Source organism: Pedobacter fastidiosus (assembly GCF_014306625.1).
Classification (GTDB): Bacteria; Bacteroidota; Bacteroidia; order Sphingobacteriales; family Sphingobacteriaceae; genus Pedobacter; species Pedobacter fastidiosus.
Genome location: NZ_JACRYL010000004.1, coordinates 99687 through 116284, shown reverse-complemented (window position 1 = coordinate 116284; position 16598 = coordinate 99687). Strand labels below are relative to the sequence as shown.

The 16598-nt window shown below is 34.8% G+C and carries 20 protein-coding genes; 13 read left to right on the top strand and 7 right to left on the bottom strand.

Annotated elements, in window-relative coordinates:
- Positions 1-31: 31 nt before the first annotated feature.
- A complete protein-coding gene (locus H7U22_RS05600) occupies positions 32-817 on the bottom strand; it encodes a C40 family peptidase (RefSeq protein ID WP_187070364.1) in 786 nt (261 codons plus the stop codon).
- 109 nt (positions 818-926) lie between these two features.
- On the opposite strand from H7U22_RS05600, the gene H7U22_RS05595 reads away from it, so the two are divergent.
- Both H7U22_RS05595 and H7U22_RS05590 read left to right on the top strand, forming a co-directional pair.
- Positions 927-1379, top strand: a complete 453-nt coding sequence (locus tag H7U22_RS05595) for a universal stress protein (RefSeq protein WP_187070363.1) — start codon at positions 927-929, stop codon at positions 1377-1379.
- A 132-nt stretch (positions 1380-1511) separates the two neighbouring features.
- Complete coding sequence (locus H7U22_RS05590; RefSeq protein ID WP_187070521.1) at positions 1512-2654, top strand: serine hydrolase domain-containing protein; 1143 nt, start codon at positions 1512-1514, stop codon at positions 2652-2654.
- Positions 2655-2721: 67 nt separating this feature from the next.
- On the opposite strand, the gene H7U22_RS05585 is transcribed toward H7U22_RS05590, so the two are convergent.
- The gene (locus tag H7U22_RS05585; protein WP_187070362.1) at positions 2722-3072 is read right to left on the bottom strand and encodes a 4Fe-4S dicluster domain-containing protein; all 351 of its coding nucleotides are present in this window, start codon (positions 3070-3072) and stop codon (positions 2722-2724) included.
- Between the two features lie 77 nt (positions 3073-3149).
- Between H7U22_RS05585 and H7U22_RS05580 the strand changes: the two genes are divergently transcribed.
- The 7 genes from H7U22_RS05580 (at position 3150) to H7U22_RS05550 (ending at position 10288) form a co-directional block, all read left to right on the top strand.
- Positions 3150-4166: an acyl-CoA reductase gene (locus H7U22_RS05580; protein WP_187070361.1), complete on the top strand. Its 1017-nt coding sequence runs from the start codon at positions 3150-3152 to the stop codon at positions 4164-4166.
- Between the two features lie 62 nt (positions 4167-4228).
- Positions 4229-6133: a T9SS type B sorting domain-containing protein gene (locus H7U22_RS05575; RefSeq protein ID WP_187070360.1), complete on the top strand. Its 1905-nt coding sequence runs from the start codon at positions 4229-4231 to the stop codon at positions 6131-6133.
- A gap of 52 nt (positions 6134-6185) precedes the next feature.
- The gene (locus H7U22_RS05570) at positions 6186-6389 is read left to right on the top strand and encodes a fructose-6-phosphate aldolase (RefSeq protein ID WP_187070359.1); all 204 of its coding nucleotides are present in this window, start codon (positions 6186-6188) and stop codon (positions 6387-6389) included.
- A gap of 1 nt (position 6390) precedes the next feature.
- Positions 6391-7074, top strand: coding sequence for a cell division ATP-binding protein FtsE (locus tag H7U22_RS05565; RefSeq protein WP_109930004.1), 684 nt, complete (start codon positions 6391-6393; stop codon positions 7072-7074).
- A gap of 192 nt (positions 7075-7266) precedes the next feature.
- Positions 7267-7851, top strand: coding sequence for a nucleotide exchange factor GrpE (locus tag H7U22_RS05560; protein WP_187070358.1), 585 nt, complete (start codon positions 7267-7269; stop codon positions 7849-7851).
- 72 nt (positions 7852-7923) lie between these two features.
- The gene (dnaJ, locus tag H7U22_RS05555) at positions 7924-9087 is read left to right on the top strand and encodes a molecular chaperone DnaJ (RefSeq protein ID WP_187070357.1); all 1164 of its coding nucleotides are present in this window, start codon (positions 7924-7926) and stop codon (positions 9085-9087) included.
- Positions 9088-9373: 286 nt separating this feature from the next.
- A complete protein-coding gene (locus tag H7U22_RS05550; RefSeq protein WP_187070356.1) occupies positions 9374-10288 on the top strand; it encodes a Ppx/GppA phosphatase family protein in 915 nt (304 codons plus the stop codon).
- Here H7U22_RS05550 and H7U22_RS05545 read toward each other — a convergent pair.
- From H7U22_RS05545 to H7U22_RS05530, 4 genes are all read right to left on the bottom strand, one after another.
- Positions 10283-10969: a carboxypeptidase-like regulatory domain-containing protein gene (locus tag H7U22_RS05545; RefSeq protein WP_187070355.1), complete on the bottom strand. Its 687-nt coding sequence runs from the start codon at positions 10967-10969 to the stop codon at positions 10283-10285. The two genes, H7U22_RS05550 and H7U22_RS05545, sit on opposite strands and share 6 nt — an antisense overlap.
- A 59-nt stretch (positions 10970-11028) precedes the next feature.
- The gene (locus tag H7U22_RS05540; RefSeq protein ID WP_187070354.1) at positions 11029-11592 is read right to left on the bottom strand and encodes a Maf family protein; all 564 of its coding nucleotides are present in this window, start codon (positions 11590-11592) and stop codon (positions 11029-11031) included.
- Between the two features lie 99 nt (positions 11593-11691).
- Complete coding sequence (locus H7U22_RS05535; protein WP_187070353.1) at positions 11692-12084, bottom strand: hypothetical protein; 393 nt, start codon at positions 12082-12084, stop codon at positions 11692-11694.
- Positions 12085-12184: 100 nt separating this feature from the next.
- Positions 12185-13015 carry a universal stress protein gene (locus tag H7U22_RS05530; protein ID WP_187070352.1) on the bottom strand — a complete coding sequence of 277 codons (831 nt, stop codon included), beginning with the start codon at positions 13013-13015 and terminating at the stop codon, positions 12185-12187.
- Positions 13016-13250: 235 nt separating this feature from the next.
- Between H7U22_RS05530 and sigZ the strand changes: the two genes are divergently transcribed.
- The 4 genes from sigZ to arsM all read left to right on the top strand — a co-directional run bounded on the left by sigZ (position 13251) and on the right by arsM (position 15832).
- Positions 13251-13799 (top strand): RNA polymerase sigma factor SigZ, encoded by a 549-nt coding sequence (gene sigZ, locus H7U22_RS05525; protein WP_187070351.1) that lies wholly within the window; start codon positions 13251-13253, stop codon positions 13797-13799.
- Positions 13800-13878: 79 nt separating this feature from the next.
- On the top strand, positions 13879-14058 hold the full coding sequence (locus H7U22_RS05520; RefSeq protein WP_187070350.1) for a hypothetical protein: 180 nt from the start codon (positions 13879-13881) through the stop codon (positions 14056-14058).
- 111 nt (positions 14059-14169) lie between these two features.
- Positions 14170-14889, top strand: a complete 720-nt coding sequence (locus H7U22_RS05515) for a PIG-L deacetylase family protein (protein ID WP_187070349.1) — start codon at positions 14170-14172, stop codon at positions 14887-14889.
- Positions 14890-14899: 10 nt separating this feature from the next.
- Positions 14900-15832, top strand: coding sequence for an arsenite methyltransferase (gene arsM, locus H7U22_RS05510; protein WP_187070348.1), 933 nt, complete (start codon positions 14900-14902; stop codon positions 15830-15832).
- Between the two features lie 196 nt (positions 15833-16028).
- Here the strand turns inward: arsM and H7U22_RS05505 are convergent, their stop codons facing one another.
- A complete protein-coding gene (locus H7U22_RS05505; protein WP_187070347.1) occupies positions 16029-16589 on the bottom strand; it encodes a KdsC family phosphatase in 561 nt (186 codons plus the stop codon).
- Positions 16590-16598: the final 9 nt, after the last annotated feature.

Genomic DNA, 16598 nt, shown 5'->3' with positions numbered 1-16598 from the left:
ATCTTTTTTAAGAATGATGCAACTTTAATCGCTATTCCACAAAGCGTTTTATAATCCGTAGTTTATGGCTGTATTTACCTAATTCTTTATTGTAAATTCCCTGATCATCAATTGGATCGATTTTTACTTTAGCCGATGAATGGATAATTTCATTTGGACTAAGCATAATCCCAACGTGTGTAATTTTCCCTTCTGCATTATCAAAAAAGGCGACATCTCCAGGTCTGCATTCCGCCAAAAAACCAACCAACTCTCCTTGTTCTGCTTGCTGAGAAGCATCTCGATTTAGTTTTATACCTAATAATTTAAAAACGGTTTGTACAAAACCTGAGCAATCCAAACCAAATAAATGTCTTCCACCCCATAAATACGGTGTATTTAAAAAGGATTTTGCTGTTGAAGTTATTTCAGATTTAAAATCATGCTCTTTACTATTGTGTGCTTCAAAATTGAGTTTAAACCTCTCTTCTCCCGCATAACAAAAACCATCTTTTATAAACGGAAGATTACTTGCAGGGCTCAAATGATATAAAGTTCCATCTTCTGCTGTTAAAGCGTGATTAAAACCTAATGGAGAAAGTATTTTGCAATCATGCATTTCTACAAACTGATCTTGTGAAATTGGCGCCAACTGTCTAAAATCTAACCAGCCCTCGTAGCCATCATAACCATTTTGAACAAGCCACCAACGCTCTTCTTTCTGAATAATTTCTACATGCTCTCCAAACAATAATTGTGAAACTATTTCTGCTTTATCTGATGCATCTGCCCTTAAAGGTGCTACTGCTACTCTACAAATACCGTATTGATTTTCCATTTAAAATTTGCTCGTAAACGAATTGTAAAACTAATAAATTACATCCATAGCCTAACATATTGCTCATTAATTTGTTATTTTTATAATGTAATATTTAAATCTGCTCATTATGAATTTTAAAAAAATATTAATTGCTGTTGATAACAGTACCTGCTCAGAAAAAGCCGCTAAAGCAGGATATGAAATGGCAGGAAAATTTGGAGCAGAAGTAGCACTCGTCAATATAATAGAACCTGTACCTGCTAACGTGAATTCTGATTTAACATTAGCTCCAGTTTTCTTGGAAACCTACGATAATAGCGAAGAAAACAGCCATATCTTATTAAAGGAAATAGAAAACAAATTTGGCAATGGGATAAAAACCTCCTATTTAAGCATTGTTGATACTGCTGCGCATGGAATTATTCAGCAATCTGATGAGTGGGGCTCTGATTTAATTGTAATTGGAACTTATGGTAGAACCGGTTTATACCACTTTTTAATGGGTAGTGTTGCAGAACACGTTGCTCGTAAATCAGCTTGCCCTGTTCTAATTATACCCAACAAAAGTGAATTAGATTAAACAAAGATCTAATAAAACAGAATGAAAAAACATTTTTATGCCACAGTGCTATTTTTATTGTTTGGACTAAATTCGGTTTTAGCTCAATCAAATCCGACTAAAACAAAGATTTAGAGCGAAGAATTAGCTAAAATTGACAATCTATTTAAGCAGTATCTGGATAGCGGATGGATAAAAGGCATAACTGCAAATATTTTGGTAAATGGAAAAACGGTGTACAATAAAGCCTTTGGAAATAATGTAAATCGTCCTTTTAAAACCAATGATATTTTAAGAATTGCATCACAAACAAAAGCGGTTACGAGTGTGGCAGTAATGATTTTATTTGATGAAGGTAAGATCGGCCTTGATGATCCGATTTCAAAATACGTCCCAGCATTCAAGAATCCTAGAGTTTTAGATAAATTTAATAAAAACGATAGCAGTTATACAACTAAACCTGCTAAACATGAAATTACCATTCGCGAATTATTAACGCATACTTCTGGCCTAGGTTATGCCCAAATTGGATCGCCAGAAATGAAAGCAATTTATGAAAAAGCAGGTGTGGAAGCAGGTTTTGTAATCCATAAAAAATTATTAAAAACCGAAATTGATAAATTGGCAAAACTCCCATTAGCCTTACAACCAGGCACTAATTGGCAATACAGTCTCGGTGTAGATGTTTTGGGCAGACTTGTTGAAGTTGTATCTGGAGTTAATTTGGATACGTTTTTTAAGAATAGAATTTTTAAACCTTTGGGAATGAGTGATACTTACTTCGCTTTACCAAAAGAAAAACAGGCAAGATTAGCTTCGGTTTACACGGAAGACCCGAAAACAAAACTAGTAAAGCCCTGGAAAGATGGAACTTTTCCTGGCGCAACTGTAAATTATCCAATAAATAATAACGGATATTTTGCTGGTGGAGCAGGTTTGGTTTCAACATCGAAAGATTATGGTATTTTTTTACAGATGCTTCTCAATGATGGGATTTATAATGGCAAAAGAATCCTTTCCAAAAAAAGTGTTTCATTAATGACAATGAATCAAATTGGAAACCTTTCTCTTGGTAATAATAAATTCGGTTTAGGTTTTGAAATCGTGACCAATAAAGGAAGTACAAAATTAGGACAAACTGCTGGCTCTTTTGGCTGGGGAGGCTTTTTCGGATCAACTTATTGGGTAGATCCGAAGAAAAAAATTGTAGCTCAAATTTATATCCAAGAGTGGCCATTTTCTCATGGAGAATTAAATGATAAATTCAAATCACTTATTTATCAAGCGGTAGAATAATCTCAATAAAAAAGTCCCGATTTACATCGGGACTTTCATTTTATACTAAGATTGTAAAGCTACAAGCTTAACTCTCTTGATGCAACCAAGCTTTCTTGGTTAACAATTCTTCTTCTGTTTCACGGATATCTTCATCATCTACGCAACAATCTACCGGACAAACCGCAGCACACTGTGGTTCATCATGAAATCCTTTACACTCGGTACATTTATCCGATACGATATAATAAACTTCATCCGAAACTGCTTCTTGCGATGCGTCAGCCTCAATTTGTTGGTTACCAAAATCGATAATACCATTTAAATTGGTTCCGTCAGAAAAACGCCATGCAGTACCGGCATCGTAAATTGCGTTATTAGGGCATTCCGGTTCGCAAGCCCCACAATTTATACACTCATCTGTTATTTTAATTGCCATGTTTTCGTCTAATTCTTTTGCTTAGTTTACCTTTGCGATGCAAATATAGCATATATCACTTAATAATAATTCTAAATATGTCAGCCTTAACACACGATAAAGTAATTAATGCCTTTAAAAAACTAGGCAAATTACTTGCCAATCCTACTGATATACTGGAAAATACAATTTATAGCGCACAAAATAGTAATGCTTGGTTTACTACGGAAAATATAAAAAAATCTTTAAATTCTTTTGCAGAAATGCTAAATGATGCTGATATAGACCATTGGTTTCAATCTATCAAATTTAGTTCCTCGCCTAAAAAAGTGGGATTAATTTTAGCTGGAAACATCCCTATGGTTGGTTTCCATGATATTTTATGTGTTTTGGCTACTGGAAATATTGCGCTGATCAAATTATCTTCATCTGATGATAAACTGATTAAGGCATTGCTTTCAGAATTAATAAAAATTGAACCAACACTTGAAAATCATATAGAATACGTTGAACGATTAAAGGATTTTGATGCTGTTATAGCTACAGGAAGTAACAATTCATCCCGATATTTTGATTACTACTTTAGCAAGGTGCCAAACATTATCCGCAAAAACAGAAATAGTGTAGCAATTTTAGACGGTACAGAAACCAAAGAAGACATTCAAAATTTAGGTGCTGATATTTTCGATTATTTCGGTTTGGGATGTAGAAATGTATCCAAAATTTATTTTCCTGAAGGATACGAAATCGCCAATTTTTATGAAGGGATAGAAAGCTATCAACCTATAATTAATCATTTTAAGTACAACAACAATTATGATTATAACAAATCAATTTATCTGGTAAATGCTGCCAAGCACTTTGATAATGGCTTTTTACTTTTAAAGGAAGATGAAAGTTTAACTTCGCCATTGGCAGTTTTATTTTACGAGGAATATAAAACCTTAAATGATGTTGAAGATAAACTAGCGGAGAAAGCTGAAAACATCCAATGTGTAATTACAAAATCGCCGCTTAAGACAAGTACATTTACTTTCGGGCAAAGCCAGCATCCAAAACTTTGGGATTATGCCGATAATGTAAATACCGTAGAGTTTTTGAACAGCTTAAACTAGCATTCTATAAATATATGTTATTATGATTTTTATTCAGATATTCGCTAAATGCCCAAAAAACAATGCGTTGTCTAATTAGAATTCTCCTCTTAATTATATTAATTTCTTTTAATCAACAGCTATATGCCCAAGTATGTACTGGAACTTTAGGTGATCCTGTGATGGGTGCAGGCACAGATTTTGGAAATGGAACGTCAACTTTTGGAAATGCAATTCCAGCAAATACGAATTATACCTACATTGCTGGTACACCAGACGATGGGCAATACACAATTGTTAAAAGCACTGCAGGATTAAATCAAGGCTGGTTACAAGACATTACAAATCATACTGGAGATGCTAACGGCTACATGATGGTGGTTAATGCAAATTTCAATAAGGGTATTTTTTATCAATCTACAGTAAACAACTTATGCCCTAATACCACCTACGAATTTGCTTCCTACATTATCAATATTCTTCGCGGAACAGGAATAAAACCCAATGTGAAGTTTACAATTGAGAATAATGGAGTTTCTATTAAAGAATTTTCTACGGGTGATATTTTAGAAGGAAGTTCTTCCAATTGGGTGAAATATGGAACAATTTTTACAACACCTGCAAATGTTGGGATCATTACGATTAAAATGACAAATGAAAACCCTGGTGGCGGTGGAAACGATTTAGCGCTTGACGACATTACCTTTAGAGCCTGCGGACCAACAATAATCCCATCAATAAATAATGGACCGAGCACAGCAGGTCTTTGCGAAGGTATGTCTGCAAGCTTTAATTTAGCTGCTTCAGTTTCATCTGGATATACTGACCCAGTTTATCAATGGCAAATAAATACAGGAAATGGCTGGAATGATTTACCAGGCGAAACTGCTCAGCAAACTACTGTTAACTTTGCAAATGCAAGCACTGGAACTTATCTGTACCGCTTACTTGCTGCAGAAAGAGCTAATATAACCTCAACAAACTGTAGAATAGCTTCTGCTCCATTAACCATTGTAGTTACAGCGTTGCCGAATCCGATTGCAAGTAGTAATGGACCTGTTTGCATTGGCTCGAACATTCAGCTTAATGTTACTGAAGGAACAACCTTTGCTTGGACGGGACCAAATGGTTTTACGTCAACGCTAAAGAACCCAATAATTGCAAATGCGTCCGTAAACATGACGGGCGATTACACGGTTACCGCGACTACAAATGGTTGTTCGAGATCATCAATTGTTAATGTTCAAGTTCTAAATCCTATTATACCAAGCGCCAATTTTTATTCGGCTACCGTTTGCCAAGGCAATACTTTAAATTTAGAGGCTTTCGGCGGAACATCGTATTCATGGTTTCCAACTGCAGGTTTATCTAATCCGAATAGCTCACAAACAACCGCAACACCTCTAGAAACCACAACTTATACCGTAACTGTTTCTAACGGAACTTGTTCTGAAACCACACAGGTAACCATTAACATTATTAAAAATGCTACAGCAGATGCCGGGAATGATCAAAAAATCTTAAACGGCCAAAAATTGACTCTTAATGGAAAAGTGACAGGAGATAATGTATCTTATTATTGGACTCCTTCAGACTTTCTTGATGATCCAACTAAGTTAAACCCTATTGCTAATCCTCCCACAGATATTACTTATACGCTTCACGCACAATCTAATTCTGGTTGCCTAAGTGCTTCAGATGATGTTTTTATTAAGGTGTATCCAAAAATTGTAATTCCCAATTCATTTTCTCCCAATGGAGATTCTGTAAATGATACATGGAACATCCCTGCTGCAGAGGCATTTCCGAACCCGATAATCAAAGTAACAAATCGTTATGGTCAATTGGTTTACCAAAGCACCGGAAAGTTTAAACCTTGGGATGGAAAATATAACGGCAAGGATTTACCAACGGCAACCTATTATTACAGCATCTATTTCAATTCCGATTTCGAGACCTATACAGGCTGGATCATGTTAATCCGATAAAAAGGTTTTTCTCCCTTTCTCTTATCGTTTGTAAATGCTATTTTTGGACTCAATGTATATCATTAAAGTAAAAGGCATAGCCAAAATTCCAGATTACGTACAACTTCGAGATGAGAAGTTTACTTTGCTCGCTTATTTTAGAGTAGATAGACCCGATAAATCTTTGGATAAATTAGGCTTAGGCGATAAACTTGAATACATAATGGAAATGGTCAAGAATTTGCCTTTCGGGCAGATTGCTAAATTAGAAATATAACATGGCAGGAAACGCAGTAATTCATTTAAACAATGTTGATGTTTTTCAACAGAAACACTTAGTGCTCTCAAATGTAAATTTGCATATAGAAAAGGATGAGTTTGTTTTCTTAATCGGGCAAACGGGTTCGGGCAAAAGTAGCCTGTTAAAAATATTATATGGCGATTTACATATCGGTAACGGCGAAGGAAACATTGCAGGTTTCGATCTTAAAAATTTAAAGGAAAGTCAAGTTCCATTTCTCCGCAGGAAACTGGGTGTTGTTTTTCAAGATTTTCAGTTGCTAACCGATAGAACCATAGAAAAAAACTTAGAATTTGTTTTGAAGGCTACAGGTTGGAAAGATGCCAAACTCATTAACGAACGTATTAAAGATGTGTTGGATAAAGTTGGTTTGAGATCAAAAATCAAAAAAATGCCTCATGAAATTTCTGGTGGAGAACAACAGCGAATTGTAATTGCAAGAGCATTATTGAACGATCCTGAGATTATTCTTGCTGATGAACCTACAGGAAATTTAGATCCAGAAACATCCGAAGAAATTGTAACCCTTTTAAAACAAATTAGCCAAGCCGGAACTGCAGTTTTAATGGCTACACATGATTATCAAATAATTCGCAAATTCCCTTCTCGTATTATTAAATGCGAAAGTGGCGTAGTTCATGAAGATGCACAAATAGCTTAACATAATTACGATTGTAGATTTACGAATTACGATTTAGCCTATGCCAATCTAAAACCGTAAATATACAATCGTCAATCTCTTGTCAGTCAATCAGCCAAACTGTTCAGATAAACTTACATAAATCTGCCAGCTTGGCTGATTTCCGTTTATGGCAAAATAGTTGAGATTACCACAAAAAATTCAGCCTAGTATATGTTTAATAAGAAGAAAAATAACTATAAAGAAGAAAATATAATGGATACTGAAAATACATCAGAAAATACTACTCCGGAAAACGTAGAAAACACTGATGCTTCCACAAATGAAACCGAACAAGCTCCTGAATTATCTGTAGAAGATAAATTGAAAGAAGAAGTTCAACACCTTAACGATAAGTATCTGCGTTTATATGCAGAATTTGATAATTACAAACGTCGTACACAAAAAGAGCGTGTAGAATTGTTGCAAACTGCTGGGAAAGATGTTATTGTATCTCTCTTAACTGTTCTAGACGATTTCGACCGTGCGCTTAAGGCAATGGAAACTGCAACTGATATTGCCCCTGTTAAAGAAGGTATTTTATTGGTTAGCACTAAATTGAAGAATACTTTAGCGCAAAAAGGTTTAAAAGACGTAGAAAGCATCAGCAAAGAATTTAATACAGATTTCCACGAAGCAATTACCAATATTCCTGCACCAACAGAAGACCTTAAGGGAAAAGTAATTGATGAAGTTGAAAAAGGTTATACATTAAACGATAATGTAATCCGCTTTGCTAAAGTAGTAGTTGGCGCATAAGAATTAATTATTGAGTGAGTGAATTAACAATTCAATAATTTCTCATTCAAAATTCAATCATTTTAAATAAAGATGAGTAAAAGAGATTATTACGACGTATTAGGCGTAACGCGGAGCACACCTGCGGATGAGATAAAAAAGGCTTATCGTAAGATGGCTATTAAATATCACCCAGATAAAAACCCAGGCGATAAAGCTGCTGAAGATAATTTTAAGGAAGCTGCAGAAGCCTATGAGGTTTTAAGTAATGCGGAGAAAAAACAGCGCTATGATCAATTTGGTCATGCAGGGGTTGGAAGCAGTGCATCTGGAGGTTACGGCGGTGGTAACATGAACATGGATGATATCTTCAGTAATTTCGGAGATATTTTTGGTGGACATAATCCTTTCGAAAGCTTTTTTGGCGGAGGCGGTGGTGGCCAGCAACGTGGCGGTCGCCGAGTAGCTAAAGGCTCTAACCTACGTATAAAAGTTAAATTAACGCTTGAAGAAATTGCTCATGGTGCCGAGAAAAAAATCAAGGTCAACAAACTTGTTGTTTGTAAAACTTGCGATGGTTCTGGCGCAAAAGATAAATCATCTGTAAGTACCTGTGGTACCTGCGGTGGTAGTGGCCAAGTTCGCAGAGTTACCAATACAATTTTGGGTCAAATGCAAACTGCATCTACCTGCCCTACTTGTAACGGAAGCGGACAACAAATTACTTCTAAATGTACTGTTTGCCATGGCGATGGTGTTGTACGTGGTGAAGAAACCATTACAATAAATATTCCTGCTGGTGTAAGCGAGGGCATGCAATTAAGCATGAGCGGAAAAGGAAACGCAGCTCCAAATGGTGGCGTTCCGGGAGATTTAATTATTTTAATTGAAGAATCTGCACACGAAACATTAAAACGAGAAGGTAATAATATTGTTTACGACTTGCATTTAAGTTTTGTTGATGCAGCATTAGGCATAAGCATTGAAGTACCAACTATTGATGGTAAAGCAAAAATCAAAATCGATCCAGGAACTCAAAGTGGAAAATTATTACGCTTAAAAGGAAAAGGTTTGCCAGAAGTAAACTCTTACCATAGAGGTGATGAAATTATTCACATCAACATTTGGACACCAAAAGCTTTAAGTAGCGAAGAACGCGATGCTTTAGAAAAATTTCGCGATTCGCCAAACTTTAAGCCACAACCTGGTAAAAACGATAAAAGTTTCTTCGAAAGAATGAAAGAGTATTTTGAGTAAATTATTTATTCAATAAATCAAAACCGATGCCCGCAAGCATCGGTTTTTTTTATTTAATTGTGGATTAATATTAGTTCTGACATCTCTTTCTACACATGATTGTTAGAGTTGTCAAGGCTGTAAAGAAAGCATTCGGTTATTCGTTATTTAGCTTTTACAACTCCCTTTCTAATCGGCTATGAGAGTTGTCAAAGCGGTGAGAAAACTATTCAATTATTTGTATTTTAGCTTTCACAACTCATTTTCTAGTAAGCTATAAGAGTTGTCAAAACTTTAAAAACACAATATGCGCATTGCTATTATCGACTTAGGCACAAACACATTTCATTTATTAATCGCAGAAACCAAAGGTGATCAATTCAAGATTCTTTATAAAACCAATGTTCCCGTAAAATTGGGTGAAGGCCGAATAAACGATAATATTATTATTCCTACAGCTTTTGAAAGAGGCATCCATACACTTAAAGCTTTTCACAAAACCATTTTGAGTTATCATGTAGATAAGGTTAAAGCAACAGCAACTTCTGCCGTTAGAAGTGCAGAAAATGGAAAAGACTTTGTGAGAGAAACCAAGAAACTCGCTGATATCGAAATTGAAACCATTACTGGAGATGAAGAAGCTGAACTGATCTACGAAGGGGTAAAATTAAGTGGGGCCATTCAAGAGAAATCCCTTATAATGGATATTGGTGGCGGAAGTGTAGAGTTTATTCTGTGCGATGCAGAAAAGTTAATCTGGAAGAAAAGCTATAATATTGGTGCAGCACGATTAATGCAACAGTTTTTTAAGTCCGACTCCATTTCTGATGAGGACAAAAATGCGATTCTAAATCATATTCAAAATCAGTTGGAAGATTTATTTGAGGTCTGCGAAATTCATCAACCCAAAAAACTTATAGGCTCTGCAGGTGCATTCGAAACTTTCGCAGAATTAATCATTCAGAAAAACAAATCAAATATTGATATTCTAACAGCTAAAACTTACGAGTTCGACTATGGTGATTATATTGCTACCACGATACAATTGATTAATGCAACGCATGATGAAAGGATGAAAATGCCTGGAATGATACCTTTACGCGTAGATATGATTGTTATCGCGACTTTGATCACTAATTATGTTCTCGGTCGCTTAAAAATTAACAAATTGGTTTTATCAACCTATGATTTAAAAATGGGTGTTCTGGCCACTCAATTATAAAATTTTATTCCCTTGATCTGGAGTATAAGCAATCTTACCAACAATCATAAAATCTTCTTTTTTCAAAATTAAGTTAACCTGTTTTTCTCTCGAAAAATTTAAGATCATTGTCGCTGCATAACGAGCACTTTGTACGACCAACGCGTTATTTTTAGGATCTAAACCGTTTTTAAATACAATCTCATATCTACCTTCTTTATCGGTAATTGCATAATACTTCGTATTTGGAATAATTAATCGGATTCCTGATAGTGGCTTTTTATCCTCGCCCAAAACGTAACCATTAATTTTGTTAACGGTTGTAGGTTTTATATTATCCTTATTTGGATTAATACTTTTTACAATTTCAGTTTTAGGTTTCACTTGAGCTGCATTTGCAGTTTGCATAAAAATGCTTGCCCCAATGGCTACTACACCTAAGTATTTCATCCAGTTTTTATTTGCTGGCGCCACTACTAAATGATAGTTTAACTGATTTATTTGGGTTTTTGTTAATCTTCCACAAACCTCTGTTGATGAATTTGCCAAGGTTTTAATAATTTCTGCATTAGTATAACCTGTAAAATCGATTACAGATTTACTACAAGCCTCACAAAAATTGTGTCCATTTTTAATTCCCATTTCATCCCAACTTTGAGAGCAAGGTTCGGCAATACTAATCTGTGGCTTTGGGTTTTTCATCTTCGTATATTTGGATACATGATGAAGAACCAAATAGAATTCCATAAAAGGAAATCATTTTATATAAGTTTTAGCAACTCATTATATAATTTTTCAGTTGGTAAACCCATAACATTAGTATAAGACCCTTCGATTCTTTGTACAACTACAATTCCCCACCAATCCTGTACACCATAACTTCCTGCTTTATCGTAAGGCTTATAATTATCGATATAGAAATCGATTTCTTCATGGCTTACTTGTTTGCAATACACTTCAGTACGATCATAAAAAGAATGAGTACGATTTCCCTTTACAATGGTAACTCCAGTATAAACTTCGTGCTTGCTTCCTGATAGTTTTCTAAGCATTTCTTGCGCATGAGCTCGATCTTCTGGCTTACCCAAAATCTCTCCATCTAAAGCAACAATAGTATCAGCTGTAATTACAATTTCTCCATTGGCATTAAAAGCTCTTGCCTTTTTCTCGGAGATGTAAACAGCAATCTCCGCAGGACTTAAACCATCTGGGTAACTTTCATCAACATCTTTAAGTTCGACTTTAAAATTTAAACCCATTAAGGTTAAAAGTTCTTGTCTGCGAGGCGATTTTGACGCAAGGATGATTGGTGTATTGATTAACATGAATTTTATTTTTATCGCAAAGAAAGAAGAAAAATAATTTAAAATGGCATAAAACAAAAAAAGCGACCATTGGTCGCTTTTAAAAATATTTTGTGGTTCTTAGTTATTTCCACCGCCGCCAGCTTGGCGAGCTTCCATTTGTTTTTTACGTTCTTCTTGTAAAGCTTTGAAAGCAGTTTTTTGCTCGTCAGTTAAAAGAGCTTCGATTTTAGTGTTGGTATCAGTCATCATTTTACCCATTTTCTCTCTCATACCAGACATATCGCCACCAGCTTCTTCCCTTGCTTTAGCCATTGTTGCATTTTGAGCAGTGTAAATAGCTAAAACTTTTGTTTTTTGATCTTCGGTAAGTTTTAATTTCTCAGCCAATTGATCTGTGTTTCTTTTTGCTCTTTCTTCTGGTGTACCGCCCATACGTCCGCCACCTTGTTGTGCATTCGCATAAGTTATTACCGAGAACAACAATGCGCAAATCATCATTAATTTTTTCATGTTTTTTTGAATTTTTAGATAGGTTTGAATACAAATCAACTCAAAAGTTTAATTAACTGATGTAACTTCGCTGTTGCAATTTTAATATTTACCTGATTAATTAATCCTTTAACAAAAGAACAGGTATATGAGATTTAATCGTTAACCGGTGAGAAACACTTTCATGCAATAAACTTTCGAAGAAACTATATTTTTTCGGCAAGGCAATTATAATTTGAGCTTCTTCTGCTTTTGCAAATTGCACAATGCCTTTTATTGTATCAGGATGGTCAGAATAATGATAGGAAGGAGAAAAATCTCTAAGCATATCATGCAAGAAATGATCTTCATCAACATCTATTTTTTCTCCAGAATTAATATTCAAAACCAATAATTCCAAAGCATGTTTACTTAAAATATCTTTAAGTGCGTTCATCGGAATCGCTTCTTTAACCTTTTTGAAATCGCAGGCCAAAATTGCTTTTCTGATTGATTGATATTCAGCTTTAGGTGGTACTACCAAAACTGGAACCGGGCTTGACTTTGAAATTTTAATTGCGTTTGAACCAATGTCACTTTCATCCTTTGCTTTTTTACCATTACTGCCAATAATAATTAAATCTATCGGCTGGCGATTAACAATCTCAATTATAGACCTTAAAATTGTTTCTCGTGATAACGATACCTCAATGTCAGCTTCTGGATTAATTTCCAGCAATTTAATTTTTAAATGATCTAAAGCCTCTCTCCTTTTTGTAATTTCTTCAGCAATACGATCATCAGTAGTTACCAACAAATCGGGTGTAGGCAAAAACATTTCATAATCAGAAACATAATATGCGTTCAGCAAAATTATTTTAGAATTTTCCATGGCCCAACTTAATCGGGCAGCATATTTTGCAGCGTGGTTAGCTGTTTTAGAAAAATCGACAGGTACAAGGTAAGTGCTCATATGATACAATTTACAAAAAATTATTAATTTAAAATTAATCAATCGATTGATTAATTTTAATGTAAATTTCGGTTATAAACTTAATTATTGCAAATTTTTAATGTCTGATAATTATAATCTTATTTGAAAGTTTTACTGGTTGATGCCTAACATTTTTCAATATTTATTTGCAAGCTTCAAAATTGTTGCGTCCATTTGAACTATCATGCGTCTTACTGTTTAGCAATAATAATTTATGGTAACTGAAATAACTAAGATATGGGCTGATTTTCACCAAGAATTGAAAGCATTTATATTTAACAAAACACGTAATACTGTAGATACGGATGATATTTTACAAGATGTTTTTATTAAAATCATGCTCAACATTGATAGAATAAGTAAGGCCGAAAATCTAAGGCATTATCTTTACGGCATCGTTAAGAATGCCATTGCTGATTATTTTAGATCCAGAAAGCAAGTGATTGATAATCCAGAAATTGAAGAGGGATTTACCGAAGAAGATACGCAAACGTTAAATGAGACAATTGCCAACTGCTGTATAAAACCTTTCATCAATAAATTGCCAGATAATTATAGAGACGCCTTGCTCATAACCGAATTTCAAAATATTTCTCAAAAAGAGTTAGCTAGCAAGTTGAATATTTCCTATTCTGGTGCAAAATCGCGGGTACAACGTGGTAAGGAAAAACTGAAAGCACTTATCTTAAATTGTTGTGCTTATCAAAGTGATCGTTATGGCAATATTATAGATCCCGAAAATAAAAATTGCGGTTGTTCTTAAATTATTTTGCGTCCTTTTTAAACACTGCAAGTCATTACTATCGCAGATAATATTGTCTGTAATTTAATTTATTTTGCAAATGAGAAAGGCTACGATTATTGCTTTACTAGCTCTTGCAACTTCTTTTTCTGTTTACGCAGGTGGCGATGAAAAGAAAGCAAAGATTAAAGAAAAAGCAAAAACCGAATGTTGTAACAAATCAAGTTGTTGCCCAACAACAAAAGCAACACCTAAATGTTGCGAAAAAAAATGTAATTAGTATTCCCTTTTAGGTTGAGTCAAACGGCTCAACCTTTTTTTTGCGTCCTTTTAAGTGTTTCACCGTGTTGCTACCAAATGGCAATGTTGCCAACGATAGAAAAGGTAATAAATGAAAATAATGTACATCTTTCCGCACCCCGATGATGAATCATTCGGTCCGGCAGGAGCAATTCACCAACAAATTCTACAAGGCAATGAAGTTATCCTTTTAACATTAACAAAAGGTGGAGCAACCAAAGTAAGATATCATTTGGGCTTATCCGTTGAGGAAATGGGATTGGTTCGAGAAAAAGAAATGCATCAAGTTCAAATAACATTAGGCATTTCTGAAATGACAATACTTGACTATGAAGATGGTAATCTATCAAAATTAAATCCTTTAATACTTGAAAATGAAGTAACAAAATGGATTAAGCATTACCAGCCAACAGTTATAATTACCTATCCTGTTCATGGCGGAAGTGGCCATCACGACCATATTACCTTGCATCATATAATCAAAAGGCTATACTATAATCGATCTCCAGAATTAGTTTTTTGGAAACGCTTAGCCTTTTTTACTGTTATCGACACAGAAAAACCAATGTTTTTAGATGGTGGCGTACCAAGAGTTATTCAAACTAGGAAAGAGGATATTGCTGTTACCATAATATTAAATGATGCAGATGTTAATGCAATGAAACAGGCTTTGCTTTGCTATAAAACTTATCAGGAAATGGTAAAAACCACTAATGTGATTGAAAGAATTGGTAACGAAACGCATTTTGAATTGGCAGATGAAGAATTTAATGAAATACTTTCCTCCGTAACCGAACTTATAAATACTTAAAAAATACAAAATGAAAACAGAAACGATTAAAGCAGAAATCAAAAAATCCTATGGTGATATTGCGAAGGGGAATATTCAGGTAGGTTGTTGCTCAACGGATACAGCTTGTTGTACAACAGCCGAGTTTAGTAATACTATGACGGAGGATTATACTAATGTTACAGACTATCAAAAAGATGCCGATTTATCATTGGGTTGTGGCATTCCAACAGAAATTGCCAATATACACGAGGGCGATACCGTTATTGATCTAGGATCAGGCGCAGGTAACGACGTATTTATTGCCCGTAGAATTGTAGGCGAAGCCGGAAGAGTAATTGGAATCGATATGACGCCTGAAATGGTTATTCGTGCTTTGCAGAACAATCAGAAATTGGGTTATCAAAATGTAGAGTTTATATTGGGTGAAATTGAAAATATGCAAACCATTGGGAATAAAACCGCAGATGTTGTAATAAGCAACTGTGTAATGAATCTTATACCCGATAAAGAAAAAGCATTTAAAGAAGTTCACAGAGTTTTAAAAGTTGGCGGACATTTTAGTATTTCTGATATTGTTTACAGCGGAAAGATTCCTAATGGAATTTTAACAGCTGCAGAAATGTATGCAGGTTGTGTTGCAGGAGCTAGCGAAAAAGGCACCTATTTGGGAATAATTAAATCTGTCGGCTTTAAAAACATTCAAATTAAAAAGGAAAGATTAATTGAATTACCTGATGAGTTACTTTTAAAGTACATAAGTTCTGAAGACCTTACAGAATCCAGAAAAACTAATTCAGGCATTTACAGTATCACTTTATATGCCGACAAATTAGAGGATGGTAATTGTTGCGATACAACAGAAAATAGTTGCTGTGGTAGTGAAACAGCCAATGAAGATAAATCTGACAAGATTGCTTGTTGTGGAACAACTTCAAATCACGATAATTCTAGTTGTTGCTAATGTAATGTTCAAAGTAAAAAACAACTTAATCAAATGAGATTTATTTTTTAGCGGAATAATATGGATTCGACTATTGTAATTCCATTTGTTAGTGGTGCAACCGCTAAGCTGACGAGCTTTGCTTGCCCACAATGAAACCTGAAATCTGAAGAATTTAAAAAGAAAGAATTGTTAAATTAAAATAATTTAGAATTTCCTACTTACCAGAATCAGATGCATTTGGATGTGCATCATTCCATTTTCCCTGCACTTTCATCACCTTCTCAATAATATCGCGTACAGCGGTTTTACCACCTAAGTATGGAGATATAAATTTAGAAACGGCTTTTATTTCTTCTACAGCATCAGCCGGACAAGTTGGCAAGCCTACCAATTTCATAACATTTAAATCAGGGACGTCGTCTCCCATGTAAAGCACTTCCTCAGCAACAATATTTTTATCAATAAGATATTGCTTAAAAATATCAACTTTATTTCCAGCCCCTAAATAAACATCGGTAATCCCTAAATTGCTGAAGCGCTTCGCCATGGCAACTCCATCACCACCAGATATAATACAGATGTTATATCCTTTTTTAACAGCTAATTGCATGGCATAACCGTCTTTAATGTTGAAAGTTCGCAAGCCTTCCCCATTATCTGTAACCTGAATACTTCCGTCGGTTAATACACCATCAACATCAAAAATGAAGGTAGAAATAATCCCCAAATTTCCTAAAGGAGACTTTCCCCAACCATTAGTAGTATTCTGTTCCATGTTTTTTTT